Annotated in this window: 15 protein-coding genes; 11 read left to right on the top strand and 4 right to left on the bottom strand. The window is 45.6% G+C overall.

Translation table 11 applies throughout. The annotated features are described in order from the left end of the window. Nucleotides 1-45: 45 nt before the first annotated feature. The gene (locus ACSU1N_RS06355; protein ID WP_440059405.1) at nt 46-1386 is read left to right on the top strand and encodes a cyclic 2,3-diphosphoglycerate synthase; all 1341 of its coding nucleotides are present in this window, start codon (nt 46-48) and stop codon (nt 1384-1386) included. Here the strand turns inward: ACSU1N_RS06355 and ACSU1N_RS06350 are convergent. Further along, entirely contained in the window at nt 1373-2878 is a 1506-nt protein-coding gene (locus ACSU1N_RS06350) for a metallophosphoesterase family protein (protein WP_440059404.1), read from the bottom strand. The genes ACSU1N_RS06355 and ACSU1N_RS06350 overlap by 14 nt on opposite strands. Nucleotides 2879-2960: 82 nt before the next feature. Between ACSU1N_RS06350 and ACSU1N_RS06345 the strand changes: the two genes are divergently transcribed. Continuing rightward, on the top strand, nt 2961-4520 hold the full coding sequence (locus tag ACSU1N_RS06345) for an ATPase (protein ID WP_440059403.1): 1560 nt from the start codon (nt 2961-2963) through the stop codon (nt 4518-4520). Nucleotide 4521: 1 nt separating this feature from the next. Here the strand turns inward: ACSU1N_RS06345 and hjc are convergent, their stop codons facing one another. Beyond that, complete coding sequence (gene hjc, locus ACSU1N_RS06340; RefSeq protein WP_440059402.1) at nt 4522-4992, bottom strand: Holliday junction resolvase Hjc; 471 nt, start codon at nt 4990-4992, stop codon at nt 4522-4524. 47 nt (nt 4993-5039) lie between these two features. Between hjc and ACSU1N_RS06335 the strand changes: the two genes are divergently transcribed. The 6 genes from ACSU1N_RS06335 (at nt 5040) to ACSU1N_RS06310 (ending at nt 14294) form a co-directional block, all read left to right on the top strand. Further along, nucleotides 5040-7229 (top strand): metallophosphoesterase family protein, encoded by a 2190-nt coding sequence (locus tag ACSU1N_RS06335; RefSeq protein ID WP_440059401.1) that lies wholly within the window; start codon nt 5040-5042, stop codon nt 7227-7229. A 68-nt stretch (nt 7230-7297) separates the two neighbouring features. Then, nucleotides 7298-8443, top strand: a complete 1146-nt coding sequence (locus ACSU1N_RS06330) for a hypothetical protein (protein ID WP_440059400.1) — start codon at nt 7298-7300, stop codon at nt 8441-8443. A gap of 80 nt (nt 8444-8523) precedes the next feature. Beyond that, the gene (locus ACSU1N_RS06325) at nt 8524-10278 is read left to right on the top strand and encodes an ABC transporter substrate-binding protein (protein ID WP_440059399.1); all 1755 of its coding nucleotides are present in this window, start codon (nt 8524-8526) and stop codon (nt 10276-10278) included. Nucleotides 10279-10362: 84 nt separating this feature from the next. Continuing rightward, a complete protein-coding gene (locus ACSU1N_RS06320) occupies nt 10363-12588 on the top strand; it encodes an ABC transporter permease (RefSeq protein WP_440059398.1) in 2226 nt (741 codons plus the stop codon). 3 nt (nt 12589-12591) lie between these two features. After that, a complete protein-coding gene (locus ACSU1N_RS06315) occupies nt 12592-13689 on the top strand; it encodes an ABC transporter ATP-binding protein (RefSeq protein ID WP_440059397.1) in 1098 nt (365 codons plus the stop codon). A 26-nt stretch (nt 13690-13715) separates the two neighbouring features. Continuing rightward, complete coding sequence (locus tag ACSU1N_RS06310) at nt 13716-14294, top strand: YfcE family phosphodiesterase (RefSeq protein WP_440059396.1); 579 nt, start codon at nt 13716-13718, stop codon at nt 14292-14294. Here the strand turns inward: ACSU1N_RS06310 and ACSU1N_RS06305 are convergent. Continuing rightward, on the bottom strand, nt 14275-15006 hold the full coding sequence (locus ACSU1N_RS06305) for a hypothetical protein (RefSeq protein WP_440059395.1): 732 nt from the start codon (nt 15004-15006) through the stop codon (nt 14275-14277). The two genes, ACSU1N_RS06310 and ACSU1N_RS06305, sit on opposite strands and share 20 nt — an antisense overlap. A gap of 294 nt (nt 15007-15300) precedes the next feature. Between ACSU1N_RS06305 and ACSU1N_RS06300 the strand changes: the two genes are divergently transcribed. Further along, nucleotides 15301-15585 carry a hypothetical protein gene (locus tag ACSU1N_RS06300; RefSeq protein WP_440059394.1) on the top strand — a complete coding sequence of 95 codons (285 nt, stop codon included), beginning with the start codon at nt 15301-15303 and terminating at the stop codon, nt 15583-15585. Here ACSU1N_RS06300 and ACSU1N_RS06295 read toward each other — a convergent pair. Continuing rightward, nucleotides 15582-15959, bottom strand: a complete 378-nt coding sequence (locus ACSU1N_RS06295) for a transcriptional regulator (RefSeq protein WP_440059393.1) — start codon at nt 15957-15959, stop codon at nt 15582-15584. The genes ACSU1N_RS06300 and ACSU1N_RS06295 overlap by 4 nt on opposite strands. A gap of 170 nt (nt 15960-16129) precedes the next feature. On the opposite strand from ACSU1N_RS06295, the gene ACSU1N_RS06290 reads away from it, so the two are divergent. Continuing rightward, nucleotides 16130-17083, top strand: a complete 954-nt coding sequence (locus ACSU1N_RS06290; RefSeq protein WP_440059392.1) for an isoaspartyl peptidase/L-asparaginase — start codon at nt 16130-16132, stop codon at nt 17081-17083. 57 nt (nt 17084-17140) lie between these two features. After that, nucleotides 17141-17887 (top strand): 5-formyltetrahydrofolate cyclo-ligase, encoded by a 747-nt coding sequence (locus ACSU1N_RS06285; RefSeq protein WP_440059391.1) that lies wholly within the window; start codon nt 17141-17143, stop codon nt 17885-17887. Nucleotides 17888-17899: the final 12 nt, after the last annotated feature.

Below are 17899 nucleotides of genomic sequence, written 5' to 3'. Positions count from 1 at the left end.
AATACTTTTTTATACTTACCGTATATATTCTTCATAGGGGTATTTATGGCGAGGAAAGTCGTAATACTCGGGGCTTCTGGAAGGGACTTCCACAACTTCAATGTATACTTCCGTAACAACCCAGAGTACAGGGTCGTAGCCTTCCTACAGACGCAGATCGAAGGGTTAGAGCCTAGGCTCTACCCTCCTGAATTAGCTGGAGAACTGTATCCTAATGGAATTCCAATACTTGGAGTAGGCTATCTGGATAAGCTGGCTGTAAACCCGGGCTTTGATGAAATAGTCCTGGCATACAGCGACCTGACATTCCAGGAGCTTGGCGAGGTATTATCCAAGGCTATGTCTACTGGCGCGAGCTTCAGGATCCTGGGGTTTAAAGACACGATGCTAGAGAGTATCAGGCCTGTTATAGCGGTAACAGGGGTTAAGACAGGGGTTGGGAAGAGCAGTGTCTCGAGGGAGATTGCTCTAGAGCTTAGGAGCAGGGGTTTGAGAGTAGGCGTTGTCAGACACCCTATGCCCTACAGCCGCGAGTTCTATGCCGTCCAGAAATTCGAGAAGCCGGAAGACCTAGGCAAGTATCCTCTGACAGTCGAAGAGAGGGAGGAGTACGAGCACTATATCAAGCTAGGCTTTACTGTGTATGCTGGTGTCGACTACGGTGTTATATTAAGGGATGCCGAGAAAAATAGTGATGTAATACTCTGGGATGGTGGTAATAACGACTTCCCATTCTATAAACCAGATTATTACATCACGGTAGTAGACGCTATGAGGCCTGGCCTCGAGACATCGGCCTTCCCCGGCATGTTGAATTTCATGGCATGCGACCACGTTATAATAAACAAGGCTGACCAAGCTGATAAGAAAGCCATAGACGATATAAAGGAGAGAGTTAGGAAGCTAAACCCTAAAGCAGAAGTAAGCGTCGCGTATAGCGATGTGTATATTAGCGAAGGGGATCTCAAAGGGGTTAGGAAAGTTATAGTTGTCGAAGATGCTCCAACAGTCACCCACGGGGGAGCTAGCTACGCTGCAGGTTTCGTAGCCGCTAGGAAGTATGGTCTCGAGGTCGTCGACCCTAGGGAGTATGCTAGAGGCTCGCTGAAGGAGGTGTATGAGAAATATAAGCACATAGGCCCCATAGTACCGAGCCTAGGATATAACCCGCAGCAGTTAAAGGATCTAGAGGAGACACTAAACAATGCCCCGGCAGACGCTATACTGCTCGCAACCCCTAGCGATATCACTGCCCTAGTCAAGCTCAATAAGCCGGTTATACGCGTATCCTTCAAAGTTAGGATTGTAGAAGGCCCTGGTTTCAAGGATATAATAGATAGGTTCCTGGAGAGGGGTTGGAGGAAAAATATTTTTACTTTCTCCTAACGAGAAGAATAGCTAACGCCACTACTATAATAACTACTATTACAACTACGGCAATTACTGATACGGTTATCCCAGTCCCGCTCACCGGTGTTGCAGTAGCCGTAGTAGCAGGAGTCGTAGTAGTTGCCGTAGTATAGTAGGTTGTAGTAGTCTGGGCTGTTGTAGTAGGTGTTGTAGTAGTTGTTACAATAGTTGTCGTAGTAGTAGCAGGTGTGGTAGTAACCCTTGTTGTCGTAGTAGTTGTAGTAGTTTTAGTAGTGGTAGTGGTTGTAGGCAGCTGTTGCACTACTATAGGTGGCTGCTCTGTCCTAGGAGACCCAATGCTGAAACCGCTTAAATCGGCAATACCGTTGGTTACCGGGATTACTGTTGCGTTAAACGGGTTGTCGACTGTTTGGACGTATACGTAAGCGTCTGTTAGATTAGTCTCTATTTTCCTACCGACATTATCCAGGTTAGCGTATGCTGAAGAGCCCGCTTTCACAAATCCTACGAGGTATATTGACAAGCTTGTATCCCTCCATACAAGCCTGACTGGAACGTCCACAGGATCGCCAAACACTGTAACCTTGGTATTGTAGACTACGTATGCCGTCTGGTTTAAAGCGTTCACGGTTAGATTACCTGCTCCAGCACCTGCTTTCAGAGGAATATACCTGTAGGATCCATTAGGGTATAGTACGAAGATTAGGTAGTTGTATACTGGAGCACATGGGAAAGATGGGTTCGAAGGACACTGGTATAGAGGTGCTCCTCCACCACCTGTGATAAGCCATAGAGTCGTATTAGTATTGTTCCCGGCGTAACCATGCCAATGGCTCTGTATTATAATCCTCGGGGGAGTGGTGAGATTCGTTATAAATCCCAGTATAATACTTGCTTTATCCGGCTCTTCATCCTGCATATTATGTCCTACATACGGGTAGAGGGGTCTGTGGAAGGCTAGTATCAGGTTCCTGCCATCTAATGCATCCACAGCCCTGTTCAAGCCAAATAATAAGTCGCTACCCGACCCCTCATCGTTCAATGAGACTATCCTCCAGTTGCTTATACTATCAAATACTACCGTTGTATTACCTATGTAAGTAGCATAATAGCCCCATGAATCCCCTCCGTAGGCTACATCATGGTTCCCGATAACCGGGATGAAATTCTCAATCCTCGCCTGGGACACAAGGTTGTAGAATGCTCTATACTGGTCTAGTGTTCCGAACGAGACGAAATCCCCTCCGCCGATGACCGCATGCGGGTATAGCGACCCTATCTCGTTCAATATATCTATGAATACGTTAGGGTAGATAAGAGAGTAGGGGCCCGAAGTATAGGAGGGCCTGTTATCGCCCCATACTGCTACAATATAGTAGGGTAGGTTTAAGGGTATTGGTCTCGTTGTAGCCTCCTGGAGTGGTCTAGCTTGCTGGGCGTTAACCGGTGTTATGGCACTCAGAGTAAGGATGGCTAGAGCTATCAGGATAGGAAGGATCCTAGACATAGCAACCCCGCTCGTTGAGTATTGTATGATATTGATATTTAAAACCTTTATCGGATAAACATGGATTAAACCGGTGGAGTAATTGGCAGTGAGGCTAGCAGGGGAAAAAGTCTTTATACCAGACCTTACAGCAATCGTGCAAGGCCTTGTATCAAAGCTTGTCGAAGAAGGCTTTGTTAGAGGTAGGATTATTGTTAGGAAAGAGATCATAGTATTCCTAGAGAATGCTGCTCTAGGAGACAGAGCTATTGGATACGCTGGCTTGTTAGAGTTAAGAAAGCTTAAAGAACTAAGCGAGAAAGGCTTGGTCAGGGTAGAGTTTGTTGGAGACGAGTCTTCTTATGCTAGGAGAGAGCTAGATGAGAGTGTTATAAATATAATTGTCAGAGATTTCGCAGCTCAGGTCGGCGGAGTAATCGTTACAGGAAATAGGATACAGAAGATAGTGTCTGAGGCGATGGGTATCGAAGTACTCTACCGCGAGAGCGAGGGGAGAGAAAGGCTGTCCTTTGAAAAATTCTTCGACGAATACACTATGAGCATCCATTTGAAAGAGGGTACGAACCCGGTGGCTAAGAAAGGTAGGCCGGGCGATTGGACTTATACTAGAATAGAGAACATTGTCCTGGATAGGAAGCAGCTCGAGGAGTTAGCTAACGAGATAATAGAGGAAGCTAGGAGAAGGAGCGATAGCTTTATCGAAATAGATAGGCCGGGCTCTTCGATCATCCAGCTAGGCTCCTACAGGATCATTGTTACCAGGCCTCCCATGAGCGATGGATGGGAGATCACTATTGTAAGACCTTTGAGGAAGCTCAGGCTCGAAGACTACAATCTTCCTCCAAAGCTTATCAATAGGTTGAATGAGAGGGCTGAGGGGATCCTGATCGCAGGAGCGCCGGGTATGGGTAAGACAACCTTCGCACAGGCCTTAGCCGAATACTATTTTAGGAAGGGGAAAATTGTTAAAACGATAGAGAGCCCTAGAGACATGATCCTCCCGGAGGGTATTACACAGTATAGTAAGACTTACGCCGACCCGAAGGAGTTGCACGATATACTCCTCTTATCTAGGCCCGACTACACTGTATTCGACGAGATGAGGACGGATGAAGATTTCAAACTATACGCAGACCTCAGGCTAGCGGGTATTGGCATGATAGGCGTAGTCCATGCTACAAGCCCTATAGACGCCATACAGAGGTTTATCGGCAGGGTTGAGCTAGGAATGATCCCTTCGCTAATAGATACTGTGATATTCATTAAGAACGGTTACGTGGAGAAAGTCTACGATGTTAGGATGACGGTTAAGCTACCGACTGGTTTGAAGGAGGAGGAGTTATCTAGGCCTGTTGTAGAAGTAAGAGATTTTCTCACAGACGAGCTCGAATACGAGATATATACATTCGGCGAGCAGACGGTAGTAGTGCCTGTGAGGAAGCTTAGCGTAGCACAGGGTAGGTTTGGGAGGCTCTACCACCAGCTCGAGAAACTCTTCCCCGGGGCCAGGGTCGAGGAATCTAGCGATGGAGTCGTGGTAATACTGCCGAGAGATTCCGCCGACAGATACGCTAAGTCTATGAGGAAGATTAGGAAGCTTATGGACAAGTACAAGGTCAATATTAGGATAAAGCTCGAGTAGCCTACTTCTCCAGAAATTCTCTAAGTGTTTTAACCCCTAACGCCAGAGATACTAGGTTATCGATCCTTAGAAACCTGGATCTACTCTCTTCTCTCAACGTGATCTTATAGTTCCCTCCCGGTGTTACAACGAGCTCGCTTACAGGTATGAAATACCATTCCCCTTCGCCGACTACTTTAACCGCTATAAAAGCTTCCCCTCCAGCTCTCTTCGAGAATTCAATAAGCTTCTCAATCTGCTCCTTCTCAATATATATATCCCTACTAGCATTGCTTGTCGTCTTGATTTCGAATGCGAATACCACCCTGTTCCGTATAGCTACTAGATCAGGGTATCTAAGCCTCTTAGCCTTAGAACCGCTTGCTGGAGCCCTCATTACAGCAAAACCTTTCGCCCACAGCTTTCTAGCGAGATCTCTCTCGTGGGCAAAACCCCTACGCCTAGCAGACATAGGCTTCGCTACCGTAAACATTTTAACAGTCACGGAGTATTATAATCTATTGCCTAGTGGTGAAAAATATGAGTACTAGGATCCCTATAATAGCCTTCTCAATAGTACTCTTAGCAATATTCTCATCCCTATCTATATCAGCACCAATAGCCTCCAACCAGCCGCCTGTTCTACCGGGGATAGTGTACAACCCGTGGAAGACGCCGTCGGCTAATGTATCTTTGAACAAACCAGCTATAGCGTTCCCAGGTGATACAGTATATGTGCAGCTGAAGAAAGACTACGCAAGTGTAACAGTAAGCGGGGGTTATATATGGACTGTTAAACTAGAAGGGAGTAGTCTCAAGTTATACAATTACACAGTGACAGCTAGCAACAACGGTGGAGTGGTCTCCCTGAAAATACCACAGAACGTAGTCGGGGGAGTATACGATATCGTGTTAACAGGGAGCCAGACACTCTACCTCCCTAGGAGCCTGTGGGTGATACAGAGCGTTGGGGACGTGCTGAGGATTGTCCACGTGTCAGACCAGCACTACGGCGCGGGTCAGCCGGATATCATGACAGGCGATAAGAATAGGTTCTCAGGCTATCTTGTAACAGCATTATTATCGCCCGACCTCGTTATCGACACGGGTGATCTAGCGGATACAGCTTCAGGGCCACAGTATGAGCAGGCCGTATCGTTCGAATACGCTTTCCTATACAATTTCCCGATACTAGGCATACCAGGCAACCACGACATGCCTAACGACCAGTACTTAGCATACCTTGGAGACACCCAGTGGTATAGGGTTATCGGGAACAAGGTATTGGTGATCGGTCTAAACACTAGGGAGGCTGGCTACCTAGACTGGGATCAAATAGTCTTCCTCGAGAATACTCTAAAACAGTACTCTAGCATACCGATTAAAGTAATCCTAATGCACCACCCTATGTTCTACTACCAGGGAGAGCTCTACACTAGTAGCCTGGACAACCAGACTCTGAAACCCTACGTGTCAGGAGGCCCCTGGACTCCTGTAAGCAGCTACTGGAGCGGTAATATGACTAGCTTCTTCTATACTCTGAAGCTTATCGAAGACTATAATGTAACCTTTGTCCTAGCAGGCCACGTCCACAGGGATCTGTTCGTGAAATACACTAGCACAAGGACTAATACGACAACCTACTTCATAACTATAACGACCCTTGGAATGGGTTCGGCAATATACGATGGCCTAGACTACTACTCTATAAACGTAAACAATGGTTCACTAACATTCCTAGCTACACCGCCTACATTCATAGGATTCAGCAATATATCGGGTGCTCTAGCACAGAAATACAAGCCTAATCTAGCTATGAACTCTCTCCCGATAGGTATCTACCCGCCTCTAAACAATTATAAAGTAGCCAACCAGTCCTTCATACCAGCTGTACTATATCAGAGCCCGCACGCGTATATCGCAAGCATTTACAATAATCTTTCCTACCTCAACCTGAACGGGACAGTTGTCTGGGCACTCCCCTGGGCCGGCGACTTCCTGTTTAAAGTCGTCAACGTTATTGGAGACGCTAGCGTCCAGGTCTTAGATAAAATGCTTGTCGGGGACAGGCTATTCATAGCTCTGAAAATGAATATCCCGTACGGCTCCGGTATTACTTTCGCACTGGCTAATATGGATGATAAGACGCCTCCAAGCGTATCGATTAAGCTAACCGTCCCGAAGACACCGACTCTAGGGAGGCCGCTAATGGTGTACCTAGACGTCTCCGATAACGAATGGGGGCCTAAGAACATTACTGTAACATATACCTATGACGGTAAAACAATTGAGATAATACCGGGCATCAACAGCCCGGGTACTCTAGCGTATAGTTTTAATACGTTCACATATCTATTAAACCTGCCTTCTCCATCGGATACCCAGCCGGTTTCAGCATACCTGAATGTGACAGCATGGGATTGGGCCGGTAATCCATCAAGCGTGGTATTCAAGATAAACTTCTACCCCTCAGGCCAGACCCCTCCGACTCCGATAGAGATTCTTACAACCACGACTACTACGACGACAACTACTACGACTACCACTACTACAACTACGACAACTACCTCGGTAACACAGGTTGCTACCACAGCTGTCACTACTACGATTACAACAGCGGTTCCAGCTACTACAAGCCCGCCCGGCGTTAGCTCTACTACATGGATTGTAATAGGCGTAGTAGTCCTCATCATTGTGATAGCTGTAGCGGTCCTCTTACTACGTAAGTAGTTTTGTAACTGGAAAGATTTTTTAGCTCAGCCCCCTAAATATAATATCAACCATGTAAAGGTGTCTTGATGAATAGATCTCTATTCCTCCTACCTCTCCTAGTAATAGCTATTATAACACCGTTAATGACACCGGTAGCATTATCGCAGACGGCTAAAAAAGTCACTGTTATGGCGGATCTAGCGCATGGAGAGAGCGATAAGTATCTCAACTATATAATAGGCAATATAACGTTTGTAAACTGGGTTGTAAACAAAGATCCTATAACCCCGGATAAGCTAGCTAATGTAGACATACTCCTAATAGGGCAGCCTACTGTTGCCTTCAGTGCTGACGAGATAAATGCTATCATAAACTGGTTGGATACAGGGAATAAAGCCCTATGGGTTGGAGGCGATAGCGACTACGGTAACGGCTATCAGACTATACAGATCGTCAACAACCTTATGGCTGCTATAGGCTCTAAGCTCAGGCTAGAGCAGGGAGCTGTATACAGTAACTACAACGGTACCTACTCCTACGGCGGTAGCGATTGGCCTGTTACTGCTAAAGCATACTATAGAATGCTCGCATTCGTAGAACCCGATAACAGGCCAGACTTGTTCACGCAAATACTTACAGCCGGGATCACGAAGCCGATACTAATGCATGGACCCGACTGCGTGATATGGGTTGACTCGAGCGGTAAATACCACGATCCTGTAACAGACATAGCCCCCGACCTTATAAGGCTCGTCCTATACCACTATGCTCATATCGGGGTTAACTACGCAAACTGGGCCCCCCTAGTATACGACCCTCTCAAGTACTCTAATGACAACAACACGTTCGTAGCCTACATGGCCGAGTACTGGAGCGATAAGAACGATATAATTGTATTATCGGGCGAATCCATATACGGCGACTACGAACCAGCCTGGTCTTCAATGTACTACGGTATACCCTTAGATGGGCCTAGGTGGGTTACGAACTTTATAGCATGGCTTGCTACGATAATAACTTCTAGAGTCACTACAACAGTCACTGTTACCCAGACCGTTACTTCAACAACGACAGCTACTACAACAGTCTCTACAACTTATACAACGACTACTACGAGCCCTGTTACAACAACGATTGTAGACTGGACTACTACAGGCATAATATCGGGTGTTCTAGTCCTCGTAATCATAATTGAAGCCGTTCTCCTCGCAACCAGGAAGCCCAAGAAGTAGAGTTGGGTATCGGATAATAGTGTAAAATAAACTTTTTTTAACCATTTTAAACATTTATTCTCTAGAGCATGGTGCGCTATATGAATTGGAGAACAGTTTCTATCCTCTCCCTACTACTAGTCTTCTCCTCTATACTAATTCCTGCAATACCGGTATCCTACGCTGAATGGCCGTGGGGTAGTGCTAGCGAGCCATTTCCCTGGCTTAACTATCTCAAGAGCCTGCCCCACCAGGAGGGTGTAACCCTTTATATTCTGACGAGGCACGAACAAACCATCCAGAGCGCTGCTAGAGTAGCCTTCCTCAATAGCCCGGTAGCACAAGCCCTTGGGGTGAAAGACGTAGTATTCCTCTACGTTGGGAGCGCTCAGTGGCCTACCTACATCCAGAGAGGCGAAATCGATATAGCGTGGGGAGGCGGCCCAACACTATTCAACTGGCTCGACCAGCAAGGCCTTCTCCAGCCCCTTGATAACAAGACCCACCCCGAGTTCAATGCAATACTCTACGAGCTGACGAAAATACCGCCTACATACGCCGGTGCCCAGTCATACCTTGTAGGCAGCGACGGGCTAGTGCACTGGATAGGGGCTAGCTTAAGCTCTTTCGGGTTTACTATCAACAAGAACGTGTTATCACAATATGGTGTGCCAGCACCGCAGACCTGGGCTGACCTAGGGAGCCCTGTGTATGCCAAATACCTGCCTGCTAAGCCGCTGATAGGAACAGCAGACCCGACTGCTAGCACTAGTAATACTAGAATGTTCGAGATAATACTCCAGGTCTATGGATGGGATAAAGGCTGGAACGTACTTACAACACTAGCTGGTAACGCTATCATATACGGTGGGTCAAGCGATGTAAGAGATGCTGTTATAAGAGGTGATATAGCGGCTGGTACTACGATAGACTTCTACGGTTATACAGCTATGCAGCAGAACCCGGCATGCCAGTATATTATCCCGCCTAACCAGAGTATAGTAAACTACGACCCTATAGCTATAGTAAAGAACGCTCCCCACATGGTTCAAGCAGCTGCTTTCGTAGCCTGGGTTCTCAGCGAGTACGGTGGGCAGCAGGTATGGTTGGATCCCAATATCAATAGGCTACCCGCCAACCCCAGGGTTTTCGATACACCTGCTGGAGCTAAGAGGCCTGACCTGAAGCAGGCATACCTAGCAGCAGCCCAGGCTGGTTCGATACAATTCAATGAGACGCTTAGCTCTATGTGGGTGTACTCAGTAATATACTACTTTAAAGCAACACTAGTAAACGCGCACGACCAGCTACAGTCTACTTGGGCTGCTATAGCACAAGCCTACTTGAATAATAAGATCACAAAGGATCAATTCAATAAACTCGTAAACGATCTGTCGGCGTTCTTCCCCTTCAAAGACCCGTTGACAGGCAACTATGTTACTTTCACCCTAGACTATGCCCTTAAAATCAACGGGTACCTAGCGAATAGTACAACAGTATACCAGACTCTCATGAGCGAGTGGACTAGCGGGGCTACAGCTAAATATCAGTGGGTCTACCAGGAGTTGCAGGCTATTCTCTCAGGCCAGACCCCGCCACCACCGCCGTGGTCAACCTTGACAACTACAAGCGCGCTGACTACAACTACGACTACAATGTCTGCTGTAGCTATAACTACCACCACTACCTCAACAACCACTACGAGTATTACGACAACTACAACCACAAGCCGGCCTACTACGACTACGCCTATAGCAACAACACCGCAGTCAAACACGTTACTATGGGTTAGCATCGGAATAGTTGTCGTCCTGATAGTATTGCTAGCAGTCTATCTAACTACTAGAAGGCACTAGTCTATTTGTAAAAATGTTTTTTATCCCTTTCTCAAATCCTTAATTAGAACCAAGCCTCTATGGGAATACAAAGGAGTGGTCTTTATGAATCTAGGTATGAGAGAGCTGTTCCTAGCCGGGCTTCTGATAGCTATAGCATATTACATATTATTGGCTACAAGCCAGAGCCAGGTCATCGCTACTGAGATCCTTTGGATTATAGGTGTTATCGTAGGAGTTGCTAGCATTCCGCTAGGCTTCGACTACGACAGGATAAGGTTTAGCTCGGTTCTAAGCTTCCTCGCCATAGTATTGTTCATGTATGTTTTCACGATAGCGCTGACAGACCTTGAAGGAGTCCCGATGGCGATAGCGCTCCTTGTACTACCGTTTGTTTCATCCGCTTCAATAGGCGCAATATTATCTTGGGCTAGGAGAGAAAGCCCTGCTGGAGAAACGATTGTGAGGGCCGGATGGTATAGAAGGTTTAGGAGCCTCTTGTACGAGTTAGACCCTATTATGTGGGTATTCCTAGCAGTTAGCATCATCTACTTAACACTCTTCCTGCTACTACCAATAGGGTATATGCTCGGCTACTCGTTTATATCGCCATCCGGCCTACTCGGGAATTTCGTTGCAGCACTAAGAGACCCTAGCCAGGGTTTTGTAAGGCCCTATCTACTACCAGGGGATGATAAGCCTTACATGGCTATACCGTCAGAAGGAACTACTCTAATAAACTTCTACCTGATGAATTACGGCTACGGGACGATCCTTAACAGCCTTATTATCGCGAGTATTGTCACAATATTCGCTACGTTACTAGGCATACTGGTCGCGTTCGTGATCGCCAGGTTTAATTTCAGAGGGAAGGAGCTGCTGAGGATAATAGCCTTGATACCATTGTTCGTGACACCTTTCGTAAACGCTTACGCTATAAAGCTGTTATTCAGCGATACAGGCCCGTTATCACAGCTAATATATCTGCTAACCGGTAAAGCATTTAAACTACAGATATCGGGTATGGCTGGTGTCATAATAACGCAGATAATAACATTTTACCCGATAGTATACTTGAATGCCTACGCGAGCTTTATCAACATAGACCCGTCGATGGAGGAGCAGGCCGAGAACCTTGGTTCAAAAGGGTTAAAGCTGTTCCTAGACGTTACCATGCCGCTGGCTATGCCTGGGATCGCGGCGGGAGCGATATTAGTATATATCTTCAGTTTAGAAGACCTTGGAGCTCCCATCATATGGAATTTCGATAAAGTGATGAGCTATTATATATTCAGGAACTTTATGACTGAACAAGCAATTATCTCGCCTATGGCAGCTACGATCGGCGTTATAATGTTGTTCTTCGCGATAATGGGGTTCCTCGCGATAAGGAACTATGTTAGTATGAAGTCTTACGCTATGATAAGTAGAGGCGGTAGGCTTGTTTCGAGAGCTAGGAAGCCGGGTATCCTAGCGAGTCTAGCCATTTACTTAGGAGTGTTCCCTCTCGTAATATTCACTTCCCTACCTCAAATATCAGTAGTGTTACTTGCTATGAAAATACTCCAACCGTTCGGATGGTCTTTTATACTATCGACAAGCCCGGGCACATACCTTGAATCCTTCAAAATGATCCTGTCGGACCCTCAGGTATTCAACGGTATCCTCAATACGTTGAAGTATGCTACCAGCTCAGTAATAATAGCTGTGATACTTGCTATAATGGTAGGTTATAGCGTCAGCAGGATTAATTTAAAATGGCTTACTAACATACTGGACTCGATTGCTACAATGCCTATAGCGATTCCAGGACTAGTTATAGCACTAGGATACTGGTTCTTCTTTAAAGACTTCGCCAGCTACACAGGCTTATCCATTTTAAACCCGCTTGATATTAGAGCCTTCCAGTTATGGGCGATCCTAGTGATCGCCTTCAGTGTTAGAAGGCTACCTTACGTAGTCAGATCGGTTTACGCAGGCTTCCAGCAGGTTCATATAAATCTAGAGGAGGCTGCTATGAATCTCGGTGCTAGCAGGACTAGGGTGATATTTGGAGTAGTATTCCCGTTCATACTATCCTACGTTCTAAGTGGTGCGCTACTAGGGTTCGTATATATGGCTACAGAGGTTACGACAAGCATAACCCTCGGCGGCCTCAAAGCTGACCAAGCGCCTGTGACATACTGGCTGTATATGTACACGCTTAAAGCAACAGCAACAGGTATACAAGAGGCTGCTGCTATAGGAAGCTTATTAATTTTGATACAGCTAATAGCAGTCTTAATAATTATATTCGTATTCAAACAAAGATATGCATTCATAGGGGTGTAAGGCATGAGCCTGGAGATACACCCTGTTAGCGTCAGGTTAGAGAACGTCAGCAAATACTTCGGCAGCGTTGTAGCAGTGGATAACGTTTCCTTGAGTATTGAGAAAGGCGAATTCTTCACTATACTAGGGCCAAGCGGATGCGGGAAATCCACTACTTTAAGGGTTATCGCAGGTTTCGAAGTACCCGATACCGGCAGAGTCTTCTTCGACGATGAAGATGTTACTTTCAAGAAACCGTACGAGAGAGATACAGCAATGGTTTTCCAGAACTATGCTCTATGGCCCCATATGACGGTCTATGATAACATAGCATACGGTCTACGCGTGAGGAAGAAGAAGTATAAACTAAGCGAGGAGGATATAAGGAGGCTGGTTAAACAAGTCCTCGAATTAGTAAGACTAGAGGGACTGGAGAAACGGTATCCTCTCCAGCTCAGCGGTGGCCAGCAGCAGAGGGTTGCTTTAGCGAGAGCGCTCGTAGTAAGACCTAGAGTCCTCTTATTAGACGAGCCTCTCAGCAACCTAGATGCTAAGCTAAGGATTGAGATGAGGGAAGAGCTAAAGAGAATCCAGAGGAGTCTAAAGATTACGACTATCTACGTAACCCACGACCAGGTAGAGGCTCTTAGTATGAGCGATAGGATAGCCGTGATGAACGCTGGAAGGGTTATGCAGGTTGGTAGGCCTGATGAGGTATACTTCAAGCCTAGAAACCTCTTTGTAGCAGAATTCCTAGGTAGGAGCAATATTTTCGAAGGACATGTAGTAGGAGAATCAGGCGACTACGTGATTGTAAGAATCCCTGAATTCGACGTAGACATACCCGCAGTACCTGTTGAGAAAGGAGTTAGAGGCAAAGTAGCTGTTGTGATAAGACCGGAGATACTGAGTATAGGGGGGATACGCAGCAGTGATACAGTTGTTTTCAAAGGTGTAGTTGATTTCAAGATGTTTATAGGAGATAAGTTAGAGACAAGGGTTAGAGTAGGCAAGACCACTCTCCTAGCATACCTACCGAATTACCTAGATATCCAGATAGGGTCTCCTATAGAATTAAGCGCTTCGGCTAGAAATATTATAACGCTACCTCTCTCCAAATAGTTTTCCTCTCTAGGTGTATTATCACTTTGAAAATCCTACTTATAGGAGATACACATATACCGGACAGGGCTTACAGGGTTCCGAGGGTTTTACTAAGTGAGATAGAGGGGTACAAGTGGGATATAGTTGTTTTCACAGGCGACCTAACAGGTAGAGAGGTATTAGACTGGCTAAAGAAGCTGTCTAGCAATACGTACATTGTGAGAGGAAATATGGATTATCTCCCCCTCCCAAAGAACCTTACATTTGAGGCTGAAGGCTTTAGGATAGGGGTTCACCACGGGGACGGCGTATACCCGAGAGGAGATGTGAGAAAGCTCTCTAGTATAGCGGAGAAGCTTGGCGTGAACATCTTAATGTCCGGCCACACCCATTCCCCGTTTGTAGCATTAGACAAGGATAGAAATATCCTCCACTTAAACCCCGGTTCATTAACAGGCGTGTGGGGCGGTGGAGACGCGTCAATGATACCGAGTATGATGATAGTTGAATTACGGAAGCCATACGTCTACGCAACCCTGCTAGAGCTGATCGATGAAAACATTAGTAGGAAAAGCTATTGCTTCGAGTATCAAGCCGGGTTTTTCAAACCCTGCCATCTCTAATTGCTTCAAGGAATATCCTGCTGTAGGGATGTGGTAACAGGAGAGAAGCGAGGAGTCTGATCTGCAGACTCCTAGCTGCCTTAGACAAGGAATTCCTCTCAGCATTCCCCTCTAAGTAAGCAGATAGGAATGAGAGCATCGATTTCCTAAACAAAGGGTATTTGCTAGGGGATTCTAGGAATGAGAATAGGTATGTCGATAGAAATACGAGTAGATCCCAGATCATCATCTCAGATGTGGCTCCTCTCACGGCTTGCTCGGCGTCTATGATAAACCATTTTCCTTTTCCCTCTTCGTATATGAAATTACTTGTCTTAACATCTCCTAGGGAAACCCCCTGCATATGGATTGTTTTCAAGGACTCGCCTATAGCGTCTATCTTACTATTCAAAACCTCTAGATTATTCGACCCTCTGATATACTCCCTGATCATTATAATATTCTTGTAATCGACTAGTAGTACACGAGGCGTTTCAAAACCTCTAATATACTTAAAGGCCTCATATTCTCTTACAAGCCTTTTGAAAGGGTCTATCTCGAAAGGGTATATGTTGAAAGGGAGTGTCGAGGCTTTTACGAGAGACCATTTGATTATTCCTGGTTCGCTTCGGTAATCCTTGTATACGAGGAATAGGTCCCCGTGTTGGAAAACCTTTACCTGGGTATGGATTTCTCTAATGCTCCTAACGTATTCTTTAATGTTTACAGGCATTATACCACATGACCGGTTATCTGAGAGATGCTATATAAATGAGGTGCCCAGGGGAGTCACCCTTGCTCATCCCAACCCTTCACAGGGGTGTTGCAAGGGCCGGTTCAATTAATATATTTGTTAACTAGCTTTAAATCTATTAGTATAAAATTTCTACAAGAGGCAAATAGGCAGCTCATAGATTCTCTATCTGTTTCTTAAAAACTTTTATTGCGGAATATCCTGTCATCCGTAGTGTAACATTATTTATTGTAGGAGGGTAGAACGGATATTGCACTACTAGGAGGAATATCCATGGCTGTTAATGCGGTTGACCGCGGCGTTATCGAAATTAGCCTAAGACAGAAGAAGAAGGTTATCTCCGTTAGAGCCGAAGAGGTTGCTGTAGATATAATAGACAGATACCTTGTCTCACACGGTCTTCCAAGCCGCACGATGTTACTTGGCAAGATCGTTGAAGCTATTGCGAAAGGGTTGGATAATGCGAACGGGAGACTAAGAGAGATTAGGATTACGCTCGTATTCACATCTCCCAGCCAGGAAAATAGTAGGGAAGTCGTTATTAAGCTAGCTGGCTAGAGCTTGCCTGCCTTTATTTTCTCGACAATGAATCTCACAATATCCGCTGGCATACTAATCTGGTGGGCGAGCTGCTCAATATTAACATCAATCCCATATCTAGATATAGCTTCTTTAACGGCTGTCACCGCTTCAATATAGACTACTTTACGTCCTTCTCTAACCTTAGCTACTATACCCATCCTATTCAGCTCGGACAAGTACTTCGACTCTATCGTCCTAGGTCTATTAGTCTTCTGGGCCACCACGTCGGCTGTTACTTTCTTCATTTCAAGAACCGTCTTCAAAGTCTTCAGTAGGGTAGGCCTGATAGTAACCTTCCTGTTCATTAGGAACCTTATATCGTATATAGAGCAATACTCTTCACTAGACAATTTAACACACCATTATGAAAATTCTAACCTCAAATATCTACTTTATATTGAGAGTTTATAAATATTTTGAATAACTATTATTCAAAACTAGACAGTTTAAACACGAAAACTATATTTTACAAGCCCTTGTATATCCCTATTATCGGGGTTCACCTACTGGTGTTCAAGAAATGAAAGCCCTGGCTCTCCACGGAGGTGCAGGCTCCTGGCGGGACTCGGAGGTAAAGGATAAGGCAATGAATGCTGTAAAGAATTGTGCCGAGCACGCATTCAAAGTTCTAACCGAATTGAATAGTGCTGTAGAAGCTGTTGTAGAAGCTGTTAAATGCATGGAGGACTCGGGGTATTTAAATGCCGGGGCTGGTAGCGTACTAGATCTATTCGGAGGCAGGAGTCTAGACGCTGGCCTCATGTCAAGCAATGGGCTTCTAGGAGCTGTGGCAGCAGTGAGGAAGATTAGAAACCCGATCCTCCTAGCAAGGTTCATCGCCGAAAATACACCACATGTACTGCTAGCAGGCCCGGATGCCGACGAACTAGGGTTAACAATTGGACTACCAAAGCTTGAACAACCTCCTCTACACGTCGTTAAGAGGTATAAAGACGCAATTAGAAAGCTACTAGCCGGCGAGTTGAAAGACGTATACTACTCTAAGCTAGCTGTTCTCATCGGGAAAAACGAGGTTTTGAAAGAACTTATAAGCAGTATCGGAAGAGCGGATACTGTTGGTGCTGTAGCCCTAGACGAGAATAACATTCTAGCTGCGGCTACAAGCACTGGTGGTGTAATTCTAAAGTACCCTGGCAGAGTAGGGGACACGCCTATCCCTGGAGCAGGTTTCTACAGCAGCGAGAACTTGGCCTGCAGCGCGACAGGTTACGGCGAGATCATTATACGTGAAATGCCATGCCTCAAACTCGACTACTATATTAGGAACGGGTTAGATCTCCAGACTGCTGCAGAAAGAATCATAGCTGAAGCAACAACTAGGCATGGACCTGGCAATATGGGTTTCATAGCTGTAGATAAAAGAGGAGATATTGTAGCTAGATACAATACCGAGGCAATGCTTGTAGCTATAGTAGGTGTAGATGGCAGCATAACCGTAACAGACAAACCCTAGTAAGCATTGTTAAAAACTAATATCAAAATTCTACATGCTAATAGGGATCCAGGTATTATGGACGGTTTACAACGAGACGAACTAGTTTCTTTCAGAGAGTCTATAAGGTTGAATATATGGAGGATGCTGGAAGAGAAGGGTATCGCTAGGTTTCCACGACCAGTATACGGTAGGATACCGAATTTTGAAGGAGCCGAGGAGGCTGCTGCTAGGCTCTTGAGAGAGTTGAAGATAGGTAGGTTCGAAAACGTTTTTGTAAACCCTGATTCACCCCAAGCGCCCCTTAGGAGGCTGCTATTAGAGAAGAATATTAAAGTTTTTGTATCCACGCCCAGGATCAGACAAGGCTTTCTACTCCTAGACCCGTTTAAAATACCTTCGACAGAGGTTTGGAAGGCTTCTACGATAAGTGGTATGTTCAAGTACGGAATAGCTATTCATCCAAGGAATATGCCTCAAATCGACTTATTTATAGCAGGCTCAGTAGCTGTAGACCTTAGGGGTGGAAGGCTTGGTAAAGGCGAGGGCTACAGCGAGATCGAGTACGGGATACTAACTCACTACAACTTAGTAGACGATAGAACACCCGTAGTGACTACAGTACACGACATGCAGATCGTCCCTTTCGAAATACCTTTAATGCCCTGGGACGTTCCCGTAGACTACATATCTACGCCTACGAGATTTATCGAGGTGAGAGAAAAACGGATAAAGCCCCGTGGCGTAGAATGCTCGATCATACCTCGTAGTAAGATTCTAGACATACAATTGCTTAGAGAAATATGTTTGGACAAGAGGACGTAGCATTATGAACCA

The organism is Thermogladius sp. 4427co (genome assembly GCF_051933805.1).
Taxonomy (GTDB): Archaea; Thermoproteota; Thermoprotei_A; order Sulfolobales; family Desulfurococcaceae; genus Thermogladius.
This window is presented reverse-complemented; position numbering and strand designations above follow the sequence as displayed.

Coding starts and splice junctions, on each gene's coding strand:
- ACSU1N_RS06330 (WP_440059400.1), top strand. CDS start 7,298: ATGAATAGATCTCTATTCCTCCTACCTCTCCTAGTAATAGCTATTATA.
- ACSU1N_RS06320 (WP_440059398.1), top strand. CDS start 10,363: ATGAATCTAGGTATGAGAGAGCTGTTCCTAGCCGGGCTTCTGATAGCT.
- ACSU1N_RS06350 (WP_440059404.1), bottom strand. CDS start 2,878: ATGTCTAGGATCCTTCCTATCCTGATAGCTCTAGCCATCCTTACTCTG.
- ACSU1N_RS06335 (WP_440059401.1), top strand. CDS start 5,040: ATGAGTACTAGGATCCCTATAATAGCCTTCTCAATAGTACTCTTAGCA.
- ACSU1N_RS06325 (WP_440059399.1), top strand. CDS start 8,524: ATGAATTGGAGAACAGTTTCTATCCTCTCCCTACTACTAGTCTTCTCC.
- ACSU1N_RS06300 (WP_440059394.1), top strand. CDS start 15,301: ATGGCTGTTAATGCGGTTGACCGCGGCGTTATCGAAATTAGCCTAAGA.
- hjc (WP_440059402.1), bottom strand. CDS start 4,992: ATGTTTACGGTAGCGAAGCCTATGTCTGCTAGGCGTAGGGGTTTTGCC.
- ACSU1N_RS06315 (WP_440059397.1), top strand. CDS start 12,592: ATGAGCCTGGAGATACACCCTGTTAGCGTCAGGTTAGAGAACGTCAGC.
- ACSU1N_RS06305 (WP_440059395.1), bottom strand. CDS start 15,006: ATGCCTGTAAACATTAAAGAATACGTTAGGAGCATTAGAGAAATCCAT.
- ACSU1N_RS06355 (WP_440059405.1), top strand. CDS start 46: ATGGCGAGGAAAGTCGTAATACTCGGGGCTTCTGGAAGGGACTTCCAC.
- ACSU1N_RS06290 (WP_440059392.1), top strand. CDS start 16,130: ATGAAAGCCCTGGCTCTCCACGGAGGTGCAGGCTCCTGGCGGGACTCG.
- ACSU1N_RS06285 (WP_440059391.1), top strand. CDS start 17,141: ATGGACGGTTTACAACGAGACGAACTAGTTTCTTTCAGAGAGTCTATA.